Here is an 18,610-nt window from a genome sequence, read left to right as displayed (position 1 = left end):
GACGCGCACCGCTGACCGCCGCGACGACCGGAGGAACACCCGTGGGAGAGCTGGCCCGACTCGAGGTCGACGGGGGCGTCGCGACGCTCCGCCTCGATCGCCCGAAGATGAACGCCCTCGACGCCCAGATGCAGGGCGAGATCATCGAGGCGGCCCGGGAGGCCGATCGACGCGAGGACGTCGCAGCCGTCGTGGTCTACGGCGGCGAGCGGGTCTTCGCGGCCGGCGCGGACGTCAAGCAGATGGCGGAGATGTCGTACCAGGAGATGGCGCTCCACTCGCACCTGCTCCAAGACTTCACGAAGGCCGTTGCCGCTATTGGCAAGCCGACGGTCTCGGCCATCACCGGTTTCGCGCTCGGCGGCGGCTGCGAGGTGGCCCTGTCCACCGACCTCCGCTTCTGCGCCGACGACGCCAAGCTCGGCCAGCCGGAGATCCTGCTCGGCATCATCCCGGGCGCCGGCGGCACGCAGCGCCTCGCGCGCCTCGTGGGCCCGGCCCGCGCGAAGGAGCTCATCTACACCGGCAGGTTCGTCGATGCCGCCGAGGCGCTGGCGATCGGCCTCGTCGACGAGGTGCACCCGGCCGCCGAGGTCTACGACCGCGCGGTGGAGTGGGCCCGCCAGTTCGTCGGTGGCCCGGCGCTGGCTCTGCGGGCGGCGAAGAACGCCGTCGATCGCGGCCTGGAGGTCGACCTGCAGACCGGCCTGGACATCGAGCGCGCCGAGTTCTCGGCGTTGTTCGCCACCGAGGACCGCAGCGCGGGGATGACGTCGTTCGTGGAGAACGGCCCCGGCAAGGCGACGTTCCAAGGGCGCTGACGAGCGCCTGGGCCGTCGTCCCGGGTGACTTCGGGACCCGTGGATCGTTGGACGGATGCCAGGGGCAGGTGCGCACCACGGGCGTTCGCGTCTACGGTGGCCGGGAACGAAGAAAGCTCGACGAAAACGTCGTCCGAGAGGGCGGCGAACGGCCCACAGAACTCGTGTGACAGACGGTACGCATGGGGCATACTGAGGGTCGACGTGACGCCAGCGGTGTCGTGAGAAAGGGAGTCATGACCGACTCAGGTTCGAACCAGCCATCCGGCCGGCGACCGCATGACCCGTTGCAGGAAGCAGCGGAGATGCTCGCCGCGGAGGAGGCCGCCGAGGCGGCGTCCCACTCCGACGCCGACAGCACGGGCACTGCTGACTCCGCCGCCGAGACGCCGTCGGAGCCGCGCCCGCAGCGCGACGCGGCCCTCGACGACGCGGAGGCCGCGCAGCACGACGACTCCGACCACGGTCATGCCGACCGGGCGTCCGCCCGGTCCCGACGCGCCGAGGCCCGCGCCGCCCGTCAGGCGGCCGCCGACAAGCGCCGCAGCGAGCGCGCTGCCGCCAAGGCCTTCGCCGCGTCCAAGCGGCACGCCCGCGACCGGCACGACGAGGACGAGCCTGCTGAGCAGCCGAGCGAGCAGACCGCCGAGACTCCCGCGGAGCAGCCGGCCGCCGAGGCGCCGGCCGAGGAGACCCGCTCCTTCAGCCTCTCCGACCTCAAGAGCCCCGTCGCCAAGGACGAGCCCACGCCGGAGCAGCGGTCCGCGCTCCGCGGCTCCAGCATGACCGCCGGCGACGTCGCGGCCGAGGAGCCCCAGGAGCAACCCGTCGCCGAGACCCGGCCCGAGGAGGCCCCCCGCGCCCCCGAGCCCGAGCCGCAGCCCGAGCCGGTGGCGGTCTCGGAGCCCGAGCCCAGCCCTGAGCCCGAGCCGGAGCCGGAGCCCGTGGCGGTGTCGCGACCCGAGCCGACCCGTGAGCCTGAGCCCGAGCCGGAGCCCGTGAGCACCGCGTCGGAGGCGGCCCCGTCCGCTCCCGACGACGCCAACGCCAACGCGTCGAGCTTTCAGGAGAAGCTCGCCGCAGCCAGCGCCGCCGCCCAGCAGCGCGTCGCCGCCGCTCGTGCCGAGGCCACGCGCCTCATGGAGGAGGCAGCCCGCGAGCGGGCGGAGGCCGCCGCCCGCATCGAGGCCGACGAGGCCACCCAGCGTGCCGCTGCGGCCGCCAAGCTGAAGGCCGCCGAGCAGGCCGCCGAGGAGCGCGTCAACGCCGCACGTCAGGAGGCCGAGCGCGTCACGCAGGAGATCGAGCGCGAGCGCGCCGCCGCGGCCGCCAAGATCGCCCAGCTCCAGCGCGAGGCTGACGAGCGCGTCGCCGCCGCCAAGGCGGAGGCCGAGCGTCAGGCACAGCAGCGCATCGACGAGGCGCAGACCGAGGCCGAGCGCCGGCTCGCCGACGCCGAGGCCCAGGCCAAGGCGCGGGCCGAGCAGCGTCTCGCCGAGGCCGAGGCCGCTGCTGAGGCAGCCGCCGCCCGGCGTGCCGAGGCCGCCGAGGAGGACGCCCGCCGGAGCATCGCCGAGGCTCGCGCCGAGGCCGACAAGATCGCCGCGCAGGCCAAGGCAGAGCGCGAGGCCGCCCTGGCCCAGCTCGCCAAGGAGCGTGAGGAGGGCGACGCCCGCCTCGCCGAGGTGAAGGCCGAGGCCGAGCGCATCGTCCGCGAGGCCGAGGAGACCTCCAAGGGTCACATCGAGGCCGCGCTCGCCGAGGCCGAGAAGATGTCGCAGGAGACCCGTCGCGAGCGCCTCGAGATCGCGGTGCGTCTGAGCGACGCCGAGCGCGACGCCGAGGAGAAGCTGGCCGCGGCCCGCGCCGAGGCCGAGCGCCTCGCCGCCGAGGCTGCCGAACGCCACGAGGCGGCGGCTGCAGAGCTCGCCCGCGAGCGCGACGACGCCAAGGCGCACGTCGAGCGGGCCACCGCCGAGGCCGAGAAGATCGCCCGTGAGGCCGAGATCGAGCGGGCCCAGGCGGCGGAGAAGCTCGCCGAGGCCGAGCGCGTCTCCGAGGAGCGCGTGCGCATGGCGCAGGCCGAGGCCGAGCGGGTCGCCGCGGAGGCGGCTGAAGCCGCCCGTGCGGCTGCCGCAGCGCGCGAGGAGGCGGCCAAGAAGCAGGCCGAGGAGGCCGAGGCCGCCCGTATCGCCGCCGAGCAGCGTCACGAGCAGGCCGAGAAGGACGCCGCCGCGGCCATCGCGAAGGCCGAGGCCGACGCGAAGGCCCTGGTCGAGAAGGCCGAGGCGGACGCCCAGCGCCGGATCGCCGACGCCCAGGCCGAGGCCGAGCGGGTCACCGCGGAGTCCAAGCGCCAGGCGCAGGAGCGCCTCACCGAGGCCGTCGCGCAGGCGCGCGACGCCGTCGAGGAGAAGCTGCGCGAGGCGGAGGCCACGGCCATGCAGTGGGTGGCCGCCGCCGAGGCGGAGGCCGAGCGGGTCGCGCAGGCGCACATCGTCGTCGCGAACCAGACCGGCAAGGACACCCCGCTCAGCACCCACGCCGAGCCCGAGGTCGACGAGTACGTCGACGAGAGGCCCGCGGACGACGAACCCGAGGACACGCAGGACCGCGACGAGCAGCCCAGCGAGGGCGCGCCGGGCGAAACGCCCCAGGAGGTGAGTGACGAGTCCGGGGCACTCGCCCCCCCGACCAAAAGGCGCATGGTCAGACGCAAGTAGCTATCTGACCGCGGGGGCGATCGCAGCAGCGACCGAGAACGAGCCGGAACCGTCGTCCGACCGGTCCGAGGACTCGTCGACCGACGAGGAGCCGGAGCCGTCCGCGAACGACTCCGACGCCAAGGTCGAGCGGGCGGCGCGTGACGCCGAGCAGGCAGCCGAACGTGAGGCGTGGGAGGCCGAGCGGGCTGCCGAGCGTGAGGCCCACGAGGCGGAGAAGGCCGCCCAGCGCGAGGCTCGCGACGCCGAGAAGGTGGCGCAGGCCGCTGCCCAGGCGGCAGCGCGCGACGAGGCTCGTGCCGCGAAGGAGGCTGAGAAGGCCGCCCGCCGCGAGGCCAAGGCCCAGCAGAAGGCCGAACAGGCCCAGGCGAAGGCTGCGGCGCGCGCCGAGCGCGCCGAGGCGCGCGCGGCGAAGGCGGCCGCTCGCGAGGAGGCCCGGGTCGCCAAGGCCGCGGCGCGCGAGCAGAAGCTGATCGCCAAGGAAGAGGCCCGCGAACGTCGCCGGCAGGGTGAGGCCGCCGCGCCGGTGGAAGACCTCACGGAGACCACGAGGTCGCACCGTCGTGACCGCGACGAGATCGACGAGGTCGACGAGCCCGAGGTCACGGACGCTCCGCCGATCGAGTCGGTCATGGCCGCGGCCACGGCGCTGCTGAGCGCGAGCTCCCGCGTCGACGACGACGTCAGCACGGACGACGAGGTCGTCGACGAGGCCGGTGTCGAGGAGGTCGAGGACGTCGACGTGCTCGAGGACACCGGCTCCACTGCCGTCATCCCTGCGGACGTGGTCGACGACGTCCCGGACGAGGCCACGGACGAGTCGCCGTCGGCGGCCGACCTGCGCCGCCAGCGCGCCGCCGCCCGCCAGGCCGGGCGACGCGAGCGCGAGGAGGCCCGTGCGGCTGCGGGTGCCGCGCGCGCCGAGGCCAAGGAGGAGGCGCGCCGCCGGCGCGCCGTGGAGAAGGCCGAGCGCCGCGCGTCACACGACGAGGACCACCAGGACGACGGGGTCACGGACGACGTCGCCGACGTCGCCACCGCCGCTGCCGCCGTGGCAGCACCCTCGGCGGAGGAGCGCGCAGCGGCCCGCGCCGAGCGCGACGCCGCCAAGGAGCGCGCCAAGGCCAACCGTCAGGACGAGAAGGCCAGGCGTCGTGCCGAGCGTGACGAGGCCAAGGCCGCCAAGGCGGAGGCCAAGCGGCAGGCGCGTGCAGAGGCCAAGGGCCGCAAGGCCCGGACCGCTGCCGAGCGGGCCGCCGCGTCCGAGGCGGCGGCTGCCCAGCGGGCCGAGGAGAAGGCGGCCCGCGACGCGGAGAAGGCGAAGGCCGCCGAGGAGAAGGCAGCCCGCCAGGCCGAGGAGAAGGCCGCTCGGGAGGCCGAGAAGGCCAGGGCTGCTGAGGAGAAGGCAGCGCGCGACGCCGAGCAGGCGAAGGTCGACGAGGAGAGGGCGGCTCGCGAGGCCGAGGAGCAGGCTGCCCGGGAGGCCGAGCAGGCCAAGGCCGACGAGGAGAAGGCAGCCCGTGAAGCCGAGGAGAAGGCTGCTCGCGAGGCCGAGGAGCAGGCAGCTCGGGAGGCCGAGGACAAGGCAGCTCGCGAGGCGGAGGAACAGGCCGCCCGCGACGCCGCGGCCGCCGAGGCTGCGGCAGCAGCGACCGAGCAGGTCGAGCCCGAGCCCGTCGCCGACCCGGACCGGGACGACGACACCGCGCTGGTCCCCGCAGTCGAGGACATGCCGGCGCGCTACACCTGGACGTCGCCCGCCGAGACCACTCGGTCGACGTCAACCGCCGTCGACGACGTCCCGGAGCCGCCGTCGCTGCCGAAGGAGAAGCGGAAGGTCAACGGCCGGACGGTGGTCTCCGCGATCGCCGGGCTCGTCGGCATCGTCGGGCTCATCTGCTCGGTCGTGCTGGCCGTCGGCGCCCTGCTCGTCGCGCTCGGCGCGGAGGCGGGCAACGCGATCTACGACCCGGTGTCGTCCATGTGCGACGCTCTGGTCGGTCCGCTGAAGGACGTGTTCGACTTCTCCGGGGCCAACGCGGCCACCAAGGAGGCGTTCCTCGCCTGGGGCGTCGGGGCCCTGATCTACCTGGTCATCAGCCTGGTGGGCCAGGCTCTGCAGCGCTCCAGCGCCCAGGAGTGAGCCCCTCGGGGGTGTGACCAAACCCATGCGGAGCGAAGTCGCCCCGTTGGTGACTGGTCGGTAACATCCACCGTGGACGACTCGCCTGCCGGCCGCCTTCCGGGCAGTGGCAGAGTGATTCCGACACCAGTCTCCCGATTGCCGTGGCGACCCACGCCACGGCTCAGATCACAGGAGGGTCCCTCGTGACCAACATCGTCGTCGCGGTGAAGTACGTGCCCGATGCCACGGCCGACCGCACCTTCAGCTCGGACAACACCGTTGACCGAGACAACGTCGACGGACTGCTGTCCGAGCTCGACGAGTACGCGGTCGAGCAGGCGCTCCAGGTCGTCGAGGCCGGAGAGGGTGAGGTCACGGTCCTCACCGTCGGACCCGAGGACGCGGCCGACGCCGTGCGCAAGGCGCTGCAGATGGGTGCCGACAAGGGCGTCCACGTCGTCGACGACGCCATCCACGGCTCCGACGCGTTCGCCACGTCCCTCGTGCTCGCCAAGGCCATCGAGAAGCTCGAGTACGACTTCGTGTTCTTCGGCATGGGCTCCACGGACGGCAGCATGGGCATCGTCCCGACGCTCGTCGCCGAGCGCCTCGGCCTCCCCGCTGTCACCTTCGGCTCCGAGGTCACCGTCGACGGCGACTCCGTGACCATCCGCCGCGACGGCGACGCCGCCACGCAGGAGATCAGCGCGAGCGGCAAGGTCGTCGTCAGCGTCACCGACCAGACCGGCGAGGCTCGCTACCCGTCGTTCAAGGGCATCATGGCCGCCAAGAAGAAGCCGGTCGACACCTGGTCGCTGAGCGACCTGGGCGTCGACGCCGGCGAGGTCGGCCTCGAGAACGCCTGGACCAAGGTCGAGTCGTTCGAGCCCCGCCCGCCGCGCACCGCCGGCGAGATCGTCACCGACGAGGGAGACGGCGGCGTCAAGCTCGTCGAGTTCCTCGCCTCCAAGAAGTTCGTCTGAGAAGGAGTCCAGACCATGAGCGAAGTTCTCGTCCTCATCGACGCCCCGGAGGGCAAGGTCACCAAGCCCTCCCTGGAGCTCCTGACCATCGCGGCCCGCATCGGCGAGCCCTCGGCCGTCTTCTTCGGCTCCGACGTCCCGAGCAGCCTCGCCGAGTACGGCGCTGCGAAGGTCTACCAGCTCGACGACGCCGTCTACGAGGAGTACCTCGTCGGCCCCAAGGCCGAGGCGCTGGCGCAGCTCGTCGCCGAGAAGAGCCCGGCCGCCGTCCTGGTGCCGGCCACCTCGGAGGGCAAGGAGATCGGCGCCCGCGTGGCGCTGAAGGCCGAGTCCGGCTACATCACCGACGCGGTTGACGTCGCGGTCGACGGTGACTCCGTCACCACGACCCAGTCCGTCTTCGCCGGCAACTTCACCGTGCAGGCCGCCGTCACCAAGGGCATCCCGGTGATCGCCGTCAAGCCGAACTCCGCCACCCCGGAGAAGGCCGACGCGGCCGGCACGGTCGAGGCCGTCTCGGTGGACGTCTCCGACGCCGCCAAGGGCGCCAAGATCACGTCGAGCAAGCCCAAGGAGGCCTCGGGCCGTCCCGAGCTCACCGAGGCCGCGATCGTCGTCTCCGGCGGCCGTGGCACCGGCGGCGACTTCTCCGAGGTCGAGGCGTTCGCCGACAGCCTCGGTGCCGCCGTGGGCGCCTCGCGTGCCGCGGTCGACTCCGGCTGGTACCCGCACAACTTCCAGATCGGTCAGACCGGCAAGACGGTGTCGCCGCAGCTGTACGTCGCCAACGGCATCTCCGGCGCCATCCAGCACCGCGCCGGCATGCAGACGTCCAAGACGATCGTCGCCGTCAACAAGGACGAGGAGGCGCCGATCTTCGAGCTCGTCGACTTCGGCGTCGTCGGCGACCTCAAGACGGTGCTGCCGCAGGCCACCGAGGAGATCGTCAAGCGCAAGGGCTGAGCCCGTCCCGCACCATCGAGGCGCCCCGAGCCGACGCTCGGGGCGCCTCGCTGCGTCATGGCCCGTTGGAACCAGCGCGAGGTGGCCCATCGGAGCCAGGTGACGATTTGATGAAGTACCCCGGATGGTGTGTCCGCTGGCCCGCGCCAAGTGGTAGCAATGGTGGCGCACGTGTCTGCGTGCACCTTTTTGATCTCAGGAGGAATCCATGCGACTCACTCGGCGACAGCGCCTTGCGGGTGTGGCAATGGTTGTCGTGGGAGGCCTGACCCTGGCCGCCTGTGGCAGCGACAGTGACGGGGGATCGGCCGGCGGTTCTGACGCCGTCATCACCGTGTACGGCACCAACCCCCAGAACCCGATGATCCCCACCGCGACCAACGAGGTCGGCGGCGGTGACCCGATCCAGAACCTGTACGCCGGACTCGTCGCATACAACGCCGACGGCTCGGTCGTGAACGAGGTCGCAGATTCCATCGACTCCAAGGACTCGATCAACTGGACCGTCAAGCTGAAGGACGGCTGGAAGTTCACCGACGGCTCGCCGGTCACGGCTCAGTCGTTCGTCCGCGCCTGGAACTACGGCGCGAACCCGGCCAACAAGCAGCTCAACAACTACTTCTTCTACCCGATCGAGGGCACGGACGATGTCGGCAACACCACCGACGGCGCCAAGGAGATGAGCGGTCTGAAGGTCGTCGACGACAAGACCTTCACCATCAAGCTGAAGTCCGCTGAGTCCGACTTCCCGCTGCGTCTCGGCTACTCCGCCTACTTCCCGGTGCCGGACTCGGCGTTCGACTCCAGCGGCAAGATCACCAAGGAGTACGGCGACCACCCGATCGGCAACGGCCCGTACATGCTCACCAAGAAGGGCTGGGAGAAGGCCAAGCAGATCGCCATGGTCCCGAACCCGGACTACAAGGGTGCGCACAAGCCGAAGAACGGCGGCCTGACGTTCAAGTTCTTCAACTCGACCGACTCGGCCTACAGCGCCGTGCAGTCCGGTGAGCTCGACGTCCTCGACCAGGTCCCGCCGAGCGCGCTGACCACCTTCGAGACCGACGGCGACGTCAAGGCGTACAACGAGCCCGGCTCGAGCTTCTCCTCGATCACCATCCCGGAGCGTCTCCCGCACTTCAAGGGCGAAGAGGGCAACCTCCGTCGCGCCGCGATCTCGCAGGCGATCAACCGCAAGGAGATCACCGAGAAGATCTTCAACGGCGCTCGGACGCCGGCGAAGGACTTCACCTCCCCGGTGCTCGACGGCTGGACCGACAGCGTGCCCGGCAACGAAGTGCTGAACTTCGACGCCGCCAAGGCCAAGGACCTCTGGGCCCAGGCCGACAAGATCGCCAAGTGGGACGGCAAGTTCCAGCTGGCGTACAACAACGACGGTGCCGGTAACAAGGAGTTCTCGGAGGCCGTGGCCAACCAGATCAAGAACACGCTGGGCATCGATGCCTCGGCGAAGGTCTACGCCACGTTCGACGAGCTCCGCAAGGACGTCACCGATCGCACCATCAAGACCGCGTTCCGTACCGGTTGGCAGGCCGACTACCCGTCGATGCTCAACTACCTCGGACCGATCTACGCCACCGGCGCCGGCTCCAACGACGGCGACTACAGCAACAAGCAGTTCGACAAACTCGTCAGCGAGGCCTCCGCGGCCCAGGGCGACGCTCGTTACAAGCTGATCACCGAGGCGCAGACGCTGCTCCTCAAGGATCTGCCCGCGCTGCCGCTGTGGTACCAGAACGCCACGGCCGTCACCGGTCAGGACGTGAAGGGCTTCGTGTTCACCTGGCAGCAGAAGCCGCAGTACTACGCCCTCACCAAGTAGGTCGTAGCTGCACCGTCGCAAGAAAGGACGCTGGGGGCAGCACATCCGCTGCCCCCAGCGTTCTGCGAGTGAGACGATATGTCGCGGTGATCCCGCGACGACGTACGTTCGAGCCAGGAGGCCACAGTGTGGTGGTACATCGGTAAACGACTGCTCCAGACCATTCCGGTCATCCTCGGAGCCACCTTCATCATCTGGGCGCTGGTGTTCCTCCGTCCCGGCGATCCCATCCTCGGCCTCTTCGGAGACAAGCCGGCCTCTCCCGCCGTCAAGGCGGCGATCGAGCACCAGTACCACCTCGACGAGAACTTCTTCGTCCAGTGGCTGTACTTCCTGAAGGGCATCTTCACCTTCGACCTCGGCGACGACTTCCGTGGCCAGGCCATCTCCACCCAGCTGCAGAACGCCTTCCCGGTCACCGTCACGCTGGCGCTCATGGCGCTCGTCTTCGAGGCGATCTTCGGCGTGGTCCTCGGCACCATCGCCGGCCTGCGCCGCAACGGCTGGTTCGACTCCACGATGCTGGTCGCCACGCTGATCATGCTCGCCATCCCGATCTTCGTCATCGGCTTCGTCTTCCAGCTGTTCTTCGGGGTGAAGCTCGGCTGGGCAGCCGTGACGGTCGGCGGCGACTGGACGGTCAGCAAGCTGATCCTGCCCGCCGTCGTGCTGGGCATCGTCGACCTCGCCTACACCCTCAGACTCACGCGCACGTCCGTCGCGGAGAACCTCTCCGCCGACCACGTGCGCACGGCGAGAGCCAAGGGGCTCAGTCCCGGTCTCGTCGTCCGCAACCACGTGCTGCGCAACTCGCTCATCCCGGTCACGACGCACCTCGGCGTCAACGTCGGCGGCCTGATGGCCGGCGCCGTCATCACCGAGGGCATCTTCAACGTCCCCGGCGTCGGCAACCTGGCGTTCCGCTCCATCCAGCAGGGCCAGAGCACCACGGTCGTCTCCGTGGTCACCGTCATGGTCCTCGTCTACGTGCTGATGAGCCTGCTCGTCGACCTCCTGTACGCCGTCCTTGACCCGAGGATCCGTTATGCCTGAGACCACCACGAGCCCCACCCGGCCGCGTCCGGGTCAGGAGCGCTTCGTCGCCGCGATCGAGGAGACCCCGCTGCAGGCGATCGACGCCGTCGACGTCGGCGAAGTGCCGGAGAACCAGTGGCGGGAGGCATGGAAGCGTCTGCGCCGCCAGCCGCTGTTCTGGATCTCGGCCGTCATCATCTTCGTGCTGGCCGTCGTGATCGCCTTCCCCGGCCTCTTCACGAACGCCGACCCGCAGTTCAAGCAGCTCAGCGACAGCTTCGCCCCGGCGCGCGACGGACACCCGTTCGGCTTCACCCAGCAGGGTGGCGACGTGTGGGCCCGCACCCTCTACGGGGCGCGCGCCTCGGTGGCCGTCGGCGTGCTGACCACGGTCCTGGTCGCGGTGATCGGCATCATCACCGGTGCCGTGGCCGGCTTCTACGGCGGCTGGGTCGACACGATCCTCAGCCGTCTGAGCGACATCTTCTTCTCGATCCCGCTGCTGCTGGCCTCGATCGTCGTCATCTCGGTCATCAACAACGTGAAGCCCGATCGCGGGTTCTGGTTGTCGGTCATCGTGATCGTCCTCGCCCTGGCGCTGTTCGCCTGGCCGCAGATCACCCGGCAGATGCGCGGCGCGGTGCTCGAGGTCAAGAACCTGGAGTTCGTCGACGCCGCCACGGCGATCGGTGCCACCCGGTTCAAGAACCTGACCCGGCACATCGTGCCGAACGCCCTGGCGCCGGTCATCGTCACCGCGACGATCTCGCTGGGCGTGTTCATCGTCGCGGAGGCGGCGCTGTCCTTCCTGGGACTGGGCCTGCCGAGCAACGTCGTGTCCTGGGGCAACGACCTCTCCGACGCCCAGAACCAGGTCCGTTCCGGCCAGCACCTCGTCGTCATGTGGGTGCCGGCCACGGCGCTGGCGATCACCGTCCTCGGCTTCATCCTGCTCGGCGAGGCCGTGCGCGAGGCCCTCGACCCGAAGGGACGGAAGGCATGAGCGAGACGCCGCTCCTGGAGCTCCGGGACCTGCACGTCGGGTTCCGCAACGAGAAGAAGAAGATGATCCCGGCGGTCGCCGGCGCGAGCCTCACGGTGTACCCGGGCCAGACCGTCGCCATCGTGGGCGAGTCCGGCTCCGGCAAGTCCACCACGGCGCACGCGATCATCGACCTCCTGCCGGGCACCGGCAAGGTCACTGGCGGAGAGATCCTGTTCGAGGGCAAGCCGATCAAGTCGGGCGACCGCAAGTCCATCCTGGCACTGCGCGGCTCGTCCATCGGCCTGGTCCCGCAGGACCCGATGTCGAACCTGAACCCGCTGTGGCGGGTCGGCTCGCAGATCAAGGAGGCCCTGGTCGCCAACGGCGTCGCCAAGGGCAAGGCCGCCGACCAGCGCGTCGTCGAGCTGCTCGAGGAGGCCGGTCTGCCCGACGCCGAGCGTCGCGCCCGCCAGTACCCGCACGAGTTCTCCGGCGGCATGCGCCAGCGCGCGCTCATCGCCATGGGCCTGGCCGCGCGGCCGAAGCTGCTCATCGCCGACGAGCCCACCTCGGCGCTCGACGTCACGGTGCAGAAGCAGATCCTCGACCACCTGGACAAGCTCACCGACCAGCTCGGGTTCGCGGTGCTGCTCATCACGCACGACCTCGGCCTCGCCGCCGAGCGCGCCGACCACCTGGTCGTGATGTACCACGGCCAGATCGTCGAGTCCGGTCCGGCGCGGGAGATCCTGCGTGACCCGGCGCACCCGTACACCAAGCGACTCGTGTCCAAGGCGCCCTCGCTGGCGTCGCAGCGGCTGTCCTCGGCCAAGGCTCGCGCCGAGGTGCGCGAGCAGGCCATGCAGACCGCCGGCGAGATCGTCTCGGAGCTGCAGGACGCCGACGAGCACTTCGGCGAGGTGCCGAACGACGTCATCGTCGCGGAGAACCTCACGAAGATCTTCAAGCTGCGCGGCGCCAAGCCGTGGCAGTCGGTCGACTTCGTGGCCGTCGACGACGTCTCCTTCCGGCTCCGGCGCGGCACCACCACGGCGGTCGTGGGGGAGTCCGGCTCGGGCAAGTCCACCCTCGCCCGCATGGTCCTCGACCTCCTGCCGCCCACCAGCGGCACGGTCAAGTTCGACGGCGTCGACATCCGCAGCCTCAAGGGCAAGGAGCAGCTCCAGCTGCGTCGCCAGATGCAGCCGGTGTTCCAGAACCCGTACGCGTCGCTCGACCCGCTGTACACGATCTACGAGTCGATCGCCGAGCCGCTGCGCACGCACGACATCGGTGACGGAAAGCAGCGCGAGGCCCGCATCCGCGAGCTGCTCGAGAAGGTGTCACTGCCCACGTCGGTCATGAAGCGGTTCCCGGCCGAGCTCTCCGGCGGACAGCGCCAGCGCGTCGCGATTGCGCGTGCCTTGGCGCTGGAACCGGAGGTCGTCATCTGTGACGAGGCCGTCTCCGCGCTCGACGTGCTCGTGCAGGCGCAGATCCTCGAGCTGCTCAACGACCTGCAGGCCGAGCTCGGTCTGTCGTACCTGTTCATCACGCACGACCTCGCGGTGGTCCGGCAGATCGCCGACGACGTGCTCGTGATGCAGAACGGCAAGGTCGTCGAGGCCGCGTCGGTCAGCAAGGTGTTCGACGACCCGCAGGAGGCGTACACGCGCAAGCTGCTGGACGCGATCCCGGGCGCCGGCATCGAGATGGCCGTCTGAAAAAACTGCAAGATCTGGGGCGTCGGATGCTCCTACTGGTGAACCCACCAGCAGGAGGAGGCATGACCGATGCACGCGAACGCGCTCGTTGTCGCCCTAGGATGCCTTCGTGACCGCGACGGGGGCCGATCCGACCGACGCCGAGCTCGTCGAGCGAGTGCTGGCGGCCGATCGCGAGGCGTTCGCGGTCGTCTACGACCGGTACGGGCCACGGCTCTTCGACTTCGCCTACTCGATGTTGCGGCACCGGGAGGACGCGTCGGACGCGGTGGCGGACTCGTTCGTCCTGTTCGCCGAGCGGCTCCCGCAGCTGCGGGAGCCGGATCGGCTGCGTCCGTGGCTGTACGCGATCGTGCGCAGCGAGTGCCTGCGCCGGCTGAAGGCGCGCAAGCGTGTCGCCTTCGGCGGCGAGGAGCAGCTGATCGAGATGGCTGACGACTCCTCCACCCCGGACCAGGTCGCGGAGCAGCAGGCGCTGCGGCAGCTGGTCTGGGACGCCTCCGCGGGGCTCGCCGAGCGCGACCGCGCCCTGCTCGACCTCCACCTGCGTCAGGGCCTCGAGGGCGCTGAGCTCGGCGAGGCGATGGGCGTCAGCGCCTCCAACGCATACGTCATGTTGAACCGCCTCCGCGGCCAGGTCGACCGCTCGCTCGGTGCCCTGCTGATCGCCCGGCTCGGCCGCGACGACTGCGACGAGCTCGACGCCCTCCTCGCCGACTGGGACGGCGGCTTCTCGCCGTTGATCCGCAAGCGCGTCGCCCGTCACGTCGACGGCTGCGACGTGTGCGGCGAGCGTCGTCGCAAGATCGTCAGCCCCTGGATGCTGCTGGCGTCCGTGCCGATCTTCGCCGCCCCGATCGGGCTCCGCGACCGGGTCGTCAACGACACCCAGCTCGTCGCCTACACGGTGCCCGCCGGGTCCACCGGCGCCTCGCCGCTGGGCGCGCTCGGCAAGGGCCGCGTGCTCGCGGCCGTGGGCACGGCCGCCGCGGTGATCGCGGTCGTCGTCGCACTGCTGCTGTGGCCGGGCGGCGACGAGGAGCCGACGGCGCAGCCCGTCACCGGGACGCCGACCGCCACGCCCGAGCCCACCCCGACCCCGTCCGACACGGCCGAGCCGAGCCCGTCGCCGTCCACCAGCGCCGGACCGGGCTTCCTCGTCCTGTCCACGCGGTCGGCCGACCTCGGTCGTCGGGGCTCGAGGGCGACTTTCCGCCTCACGAACACCGGCGGAGAGCCGGTCACGTACCGCGCCACGTCCAGCGTCGGGTGGCTCGCCACCTCGCCGCCCAGCGCCACCATCGACGCGGGGGAGTCGGCCTTCCTGACCGTCACCGCGAACCGCGGTGCTGTCGACGAGGGCCGGTCCACCGGCACCATCCAGCTCACCTGGGACGCCGGCAGCACGAGTGCGACCGTCTCCCTGGTCGAGGAGCGTGCCCCGCAGGTCGGCCGCCCGGTCATCCCCAGTGCGCCGTCGTGCACGGTCCCCGTCACGGCCAAGGTGTCCGACGAGAGCGGCCTGCGCTCGGTCACGCTCGTGTGGACGGGCGGCCGGTCCGGGCGGGACGCGATGTCGCGGCAAGGATCCTCGTGGGCCGGTGTGATGGGCACGTTCGACCAGCAGGCCACGGTGAGCGTCCACGTCCAGGCCACGGATCGACGCGGCAACACCGCCCGCGGGCCGTCCGTCACGGTGACCGTCAACCCGTGCCCGCTGTGACGCGGACAAACCTGTAAGAACCGGGCCTCAGGGTCCTCCTACCGGTGTCACCGACACCAGCAGGAGGACCCATGAAGCGCCTCGTCACGATCGCTCTCGTCGTCGCCGCCGTCTGCGGCGCCGTCCTGATCGGCCTCGCCCTCACCCACCACGACGAGGCTCCGGCGCCACGGACCGTCAAGGCGATCTCACCGCCGCCGAGCACCACGGTGGTCGCGACCGCCCGGAAGGTCGGCAAGCCGACACGCATCGTCATCCCGGCCCTCGACCTCGACGAGCCGCTGCACGCCGTCGGCCTCCTCCCGAACGGCGACATGGAGACGCCGCGGTTCACCGAGGTCGGCTGGTACGACCGCGGTCCGCGACCCGGGGCGTCCGGCCCGGCCGTCGTCGTCGCGCACGTGCACGGTCCCGCCGGTGACGACGTCTTCGCCCACGTGCACGAGCTCCGTGCCGGGCACCGGGTGACCGTCCGGCGGACGGATGGTGCCTCCACGTTCGTCGTCGAGACCGTGGAGCAGGCGCCGAAGGGGAAGCTGCCCTACCGCCGGATCTGGAGCGACGACCGGCAGCCCGTGCTGCGCCTCATCACGTGCGCCGGCACGCCGGACCCGGTCACCCGGGTGTACCCGGACAACACGATCGTCTACCTCCGCCTGGCGCGCTGACCTGCGGCGATGCGGGTCCGGAAAAAAGTTCGCAGAAATCCGCAAGGTCGCGTCGCCCGGATCCTCCTACCTCCGAGACCACACACCGACAGCACCACCACCACACACCAGGAGAACATCATGAACAGCACCATCACCAAGCTGGCCATCGCCGCCCCGCTCGCCACGATCGGCCTCGCGCTGGTCCCCGCCGCCGCCATGGCGGAGGTTCCCGGCCCGGTCGTCATCGGCCAGCCGGCCCCCGGCCCGCAGGACGGCCCGAAGGACAAGGCCCCCGTGCCGCAGCCCGGTCCGCAGGACGGCCCGAAGGACAAGGCCCCCGTGCCCCAGCCCGGCCCGCAGGACGGTCCGGACGACAAGGACGGCCCCAAGACCGACCCGGTCGATCCCGACGGCCCCGGCGGTGTCATCACGAACCCGCAGCCGTGCCCGACCCACGGCGTCGACTGCGACGGCAAGGACGACCCGGAGGACGGCGACGAGCCGACCGGCGAGGACCGCGACGACGTCGGCACCGTCTCGCTGCCGAAGCGGATCGACGCCGGCGAGGCCTCGGCCACCGAGCAGGGCGACGACCTCGAGCTCGGCTGGCTGATCGCCGGCGGTGCGCTGGTGACCGCGTCCGGTGCCGCTCTGGCGGTCCGCGCGCGACGCCGCACCGCCTGATCCGGCCCACGAATCCCGGGGGAGCGAGGGCCCCGCACCGAGAGGTGCGGGGCCCTTGCTCATGTGCTGAGACGATCTTGACTTGTTCGAACAGGCATTCGAAAATGAAGAGTGACCGCCGGACTTGCCGAGAAGGATGCGCCCACCATCGAGGCGCTGCGCGCCCGGGTCACCCAGATGCAGGGTAGACCGTCGGCGCAGCCGGTCCGCACGCATCCTGCCCTCTCCGGGCTGCTCCAGCTGCAGACCGGTGGCAGCTACGTCGCAGGGTCGGCGAGCCTGGCCACGCTGCTGCTGGCCGGACCGTCGTCCGACGGCGCGTGGTGCGGCGTGGTGGGCGCTCCCGAGCTCGGACCGGAGGCCGCGGCGGCCACCGGCGTCGAGCTGTCGCGCACCATCTGGGTGCCCGCCCCGGGCGAGGCCTGGCTGGAGGCCACGGCCGCCCTGGTCGACGTCCTCGGCGTCGTCCTGGTCAGGCCACCTGCCGCCACGGGCGGCGGGGGTGCCGGGCCGTGGGCGGCTGATGTGAGCAGGCTGGCGGCTCGGCTGCGGCAGCGCGGGTCGGTGCTGGTGGTGTGGGGCGACTGGCCGCGCTGCGACGCCCGGCTGTCGATGCACGACGTCGAGTGGACCGGGCTGGGGGCCGGGCACGGTCACCTGCGCGCCCGGGAGGCCACGGTGGAGGTCGCACGCGGCGTCGGCCGCACGGTGTCCGCGCGGCTCGCGTGGGACGCCGACGGCGCCGTCCGGCAGGTCGAGCAGCCGCCCGCCGTCTTGCCCCCTGTCGTATTGCGCAGCGTGGGGTGATGGCCCGGACGATGGTCGTCTGGTGCCCCGACTGGCCGGTGATGCCGATGCTGGAGGGGCTGCCGGCCGGCACGCCGGCAGCGGTGCTCGCCAAGGGTCAGGTGCTCGCCTGCTCGCCCGGGGCCCGGAGGGAGGGCGTGCGGCGCGGGATGCGCCGTCGCGACGCCCAGTCCCGCTGCCCCGAGCTGGTGCTCGACGAGCACCGTCCCGAGGCCGACGCGCGGGCCTTCGAGGTGGTGCTGGCGGCGATCGAGGAGCTCAGCCCCGGCGTCGCGCCGCTGCGGCCCGGCCTGTGTGCCCTCCGTGTGCCGGCCCGCTTCTACGGCGGCGAGGCCGAGGCGGGCGCGGTCATCGCCGAGCGGCTGGTGGGTCTGGGTGTGTGGGACGTCCGCCTCGGCGTGGCCGACGGCCTGTTCGCCGCCGAGCAGGCGTCGCGTCGCGCGCTGGCGCAGGACTGCCTGGTGGTGGGGCCGGGGGAGTCGGCCGCGTTCCTCGCCGACCTTCCGGTCGAGACGCTCGACGACCCGTCGCTGGCCGGGCTGCTCCGGCGCATGGGCCTGACCACCGTGGGCGCGTTCGCCCGGCTCTCGCCCGCCGACGTCCACACCCGGTTCGGCGGCCACGGCGAGCTGCTGCACCGGCTGGCCCGCGGGCTCGACCCGCACCCGATCTCGCGTCGTACCGTCCCGCCGGAGCTCGAGGCCGAGGCCTCGTTCGAGCCGCCGCTCGCGAACGCGGAGTCCGTCGCCTTCAGCATCCGCACCACCGCCGAGCGGTTCGTGGCCGACCTCGCCGCGTACGGGCTGGTGTGCACCACGGTGCGCATCGAGGTCGACGCGGACGGCGTGCTGGCGTCGTCGCGGGAGTGGCGGCATCCGCGGTGGTTCGGCGCGGTCGACGTCGTCGACCGTGTGCGGTGGCAGCTGGCTGCAGGGGGTGTCCTCGCCCCGGTCACCACCGTGCGACTGGTCCCGGCGGTGGCCGAGCCGTTGGCCGACCACGCGGACACGCTGTTCGGCAGCGGTCCCGACGACCGCGTGGCCCGGGGCGTCGCGCGGGTGCAGAGCATGGTCGGTCACGAGTCGGTGCTGGCCGTGGAGGTGCAGGGCGGCCGCGGCCCGGCCGACCGGGCGCTGGCCACGCCGTGGGGCGAGCGCGCGGTCGCGGTGCGGTCCGCGCACGCGCCCTGGCCGGGCCGCATCCCGCCGCCGGCCCCGGCCACGGTCTTCGCCGAGCCGCTCGCGGCGCTCGTCGTCGGGGCCGAGGGCCAGCCCGTCGCGGTCAGCGGACGAGGGGCCATCAGCTGCCCGCCCGAGCGGTTCCGCGCGGCCGCCGATGCCGACTGGCAGCGAGTCGCCTCGTGGGCCGGCCCCTGGCCCGTCGACGAGCTGTGGTGGGACGAGTCCGAGCCGCGGCGCATCGCCCGGTTCCAGGTCGTCGGCGCGGACGGCAGCGCCTGGCTGATGGCCGTCGAGAACGGCCGCTGGCTCACCGAGGCCCGCTATGACTGACCGCACCACCCACCCGCTGGGAGTGACGTTTTC

At 71.7% G+C, this 18,610-nt stretch carries 14 protein-coding genes; all 14 read left to right on the top strand.

What is annotated here, in order from left to right:
- Nucleotides 1-41 precede the first annotated feature (41 nt).
- The 14 genes from FHP06_RS07275 to FHP06_RS07210 all read left to right on the top strand — a co-directional run bounded on the left by FHP06_RS07275 (nucleotide 42) and on the right by FHP06_RS07210 (nucleotide 18,577).
- Nucleotides 42-821: an enoyl-CoA hydratase/isomerase family protein gene (locus FHP06_RS07275; protein WP_230973438.1), complete on the top strand. Its 780-nt coding sequence runs from the start codon at nucleotides 42-44 to the stop codon at nucleotides 819-821.
- 305 nt (nucleotides 822-1,126) lie between these two features.
- Entirely contained in the window at nucleotides 1,127-3,544 is a 2,418-nt protein-coding gene (locus FHP06_RS07270) for a coiled-coil domain-containing protein (protein ID WP_147685328.1), read from the top strand.
- On the top strand, nucleotides 3,486-5,687 hold the full coding sequence (locus tag FHP06_RS07265; protein WP_147685326.1) for a DUF4013 domain-containing protein: 2,202 nt from the start codon (nucleotides 3,486-3,488) through the stop codon (nucleotides 5,685-5,687). The genes FHP06_RS07270 and FHP06_RS07265 overlap by 59 nt, the downstream gene beginning before the upstream one ends.
- 185 nt (nucleotides 5,688-5,872) lie before the next feature.
- Nucleotides 5,873-6,652 (top strand): electron transfer flavoprotein subunit beta/FixA family protein, encoded by a 780-nt coding sequence (locus tag FHP06_RS07260; protein ID WP_230973437.1) that lies wholly within the window; start codon nucleotides 5,873-5,875, stop codon nucleotides 6,650-6,652.
- Nucleotides 6,653-6,667: 15 nt separating this feature from the next.
- Nucleotides 6,668-7,615 carry an electron transfer flavoprotein subunit alpha/FixB family protein gene (locus tag FHP06_RS07255; RefSeq protein WP_147685325.1) on the top strand — a complete coding sequence of 316 codons (948 nt, stop codon included), beginning with the start codon at nucleotides 6,668-6,670 and terminating at the stop codon, nucleotides 7,613-7,615.
- Nucleotides 7,616-7,862: 247 nt separating this feature from the next.
- Complete coding sequence (locus tag FHP06_RS07250) at nucleotides 7,863-9,458, top strand: peptide ABC transporter substrate-binding protein (RefSeq protein WP_222706403.1); 1,596 nt, start codon at nucleotides 7,863-7,865, stop codon at nucleotides 9,456-9,458.
- A gap of 126 nt (nucleotides 9,459-9,584) precedes the next feature.
- Nucleotides 9,585-10,511 (top strand): ABC transporter permease, encoded by a 927-nt coding sequence (locus tag FHP06_RS07245; RefSeq protein WP_147685322.1) that lies wholly within the window; start codon nucleotides 9,585-9,587, stop codon nucleotides 10,509-10,511.
- Nucleotides 10,504-11,496, top strand: coding sequence for an ABC transporter permease (locus FHP06_RS07240; protein ID WP_147685320.1), 993 nt, complete (start codon nucleotides 10,504-10,506; stop codon nucleotides 11,494-11,496). The genes FHP06_RS07245 and FHP06_RS07240 overlap by 8 nt, the downstream gene beginning before the upstream one ends.
- Nucleotides 11,493-13,202: a dipeptide ABC transporter ATP-binding protein gene (locus FHP06_RS07235; protein ID WP_147685318.1), complete on the top strand. Its 1,710-nt coding sequence runs from the start codon at nucleotides 11,493-11,495 to the stop codon at nucleotides 13,200-13,202. Before FHP06_RS07240 ends, FHP06_RS07235 begins: the two co-directional genes overlap by 4 nt.
- A gap of 109 nt (nucleotides 13,203-13,311) precedes the next feature.
- Nucleotides 13,312-14,925 carry a sigma-70 family RNA polymerase sigma factor gene (locus tag FHP06_RS07230; protein ID WP_147685316.1) on the top strand — a complete coding sequence of 538 codons (1,614 nt, stop codon included), beginning with the start codon at nucleotides 13,312-13,314 and terminating at the stop codon, nucleotides 14,923-14,925.
- Nucleotides 14,926-14,996: 71 nt separating this feature from the next.
- Entirely contained in the window at nucleotides 14,997-15,593 is a 597-nt protein-coding gene (locus FHP06_RS07225) for a class F sortase (RefSeq protein WP_147685314.1), read from the top strand.
- Nucleotides 15,594-15,713: 120 nt separating this feature from the next.
- Nucleotides 15,714-16,259 (top strand): hypothetical protein, encoded by a 546-nt coding sequence (locus FHP06_RS07220; RefSeq protein WP_147685312.1) that lies wholly within the window; start codon nucleotides 15,714-15,716, stop codon nucleotides 16,257-16,259.
- A 111-nt stretch (nucleotides 16,260-16,370) separates the two neighbouring features.
- The gene (locus tag FHP06_RS07215; protein WP_147685310.1) at nucleotides 16,371-17,066 is read left to right on the top strand and encodes a hypothetical protein; all 696 of its coding nucleotides are present in this window, start codon (nucleotides 16,371-16,373) and stop codon (nucleotides 17,064-17,066) included.
- Entirely contained in the window at nucleotides 17,066-18,577 is a 1,512-nt protein-coding gene (locus tag FHP06_RS07210) for a DNA polymerase Y family protein (protein WP_147685308.1), read from the top strand. The genes FHP06_RS07215 and FHP06_RS07210 overlap by 1 nt, the downstream gene beginning before the upstream one ends.
- Nucleotides 18,578-18,610 lie beyond the last annotated feature (33 nt).

This window comes from Aeromicrobium terrae (assembly GCF_008039565.1).
GTDB classification, from domain to species: domain Bacteria; phylum Actinomycetota; class Actinomycetes; order Propionibacteriales; family Nocardioidaceae; genus Aeromicrobium; species Aeromicrobium terrae.
Note: the sequence above shows the minus strand (reverse complement) of the source record. Positions and strands in the feature narration are given on the sequence as shown.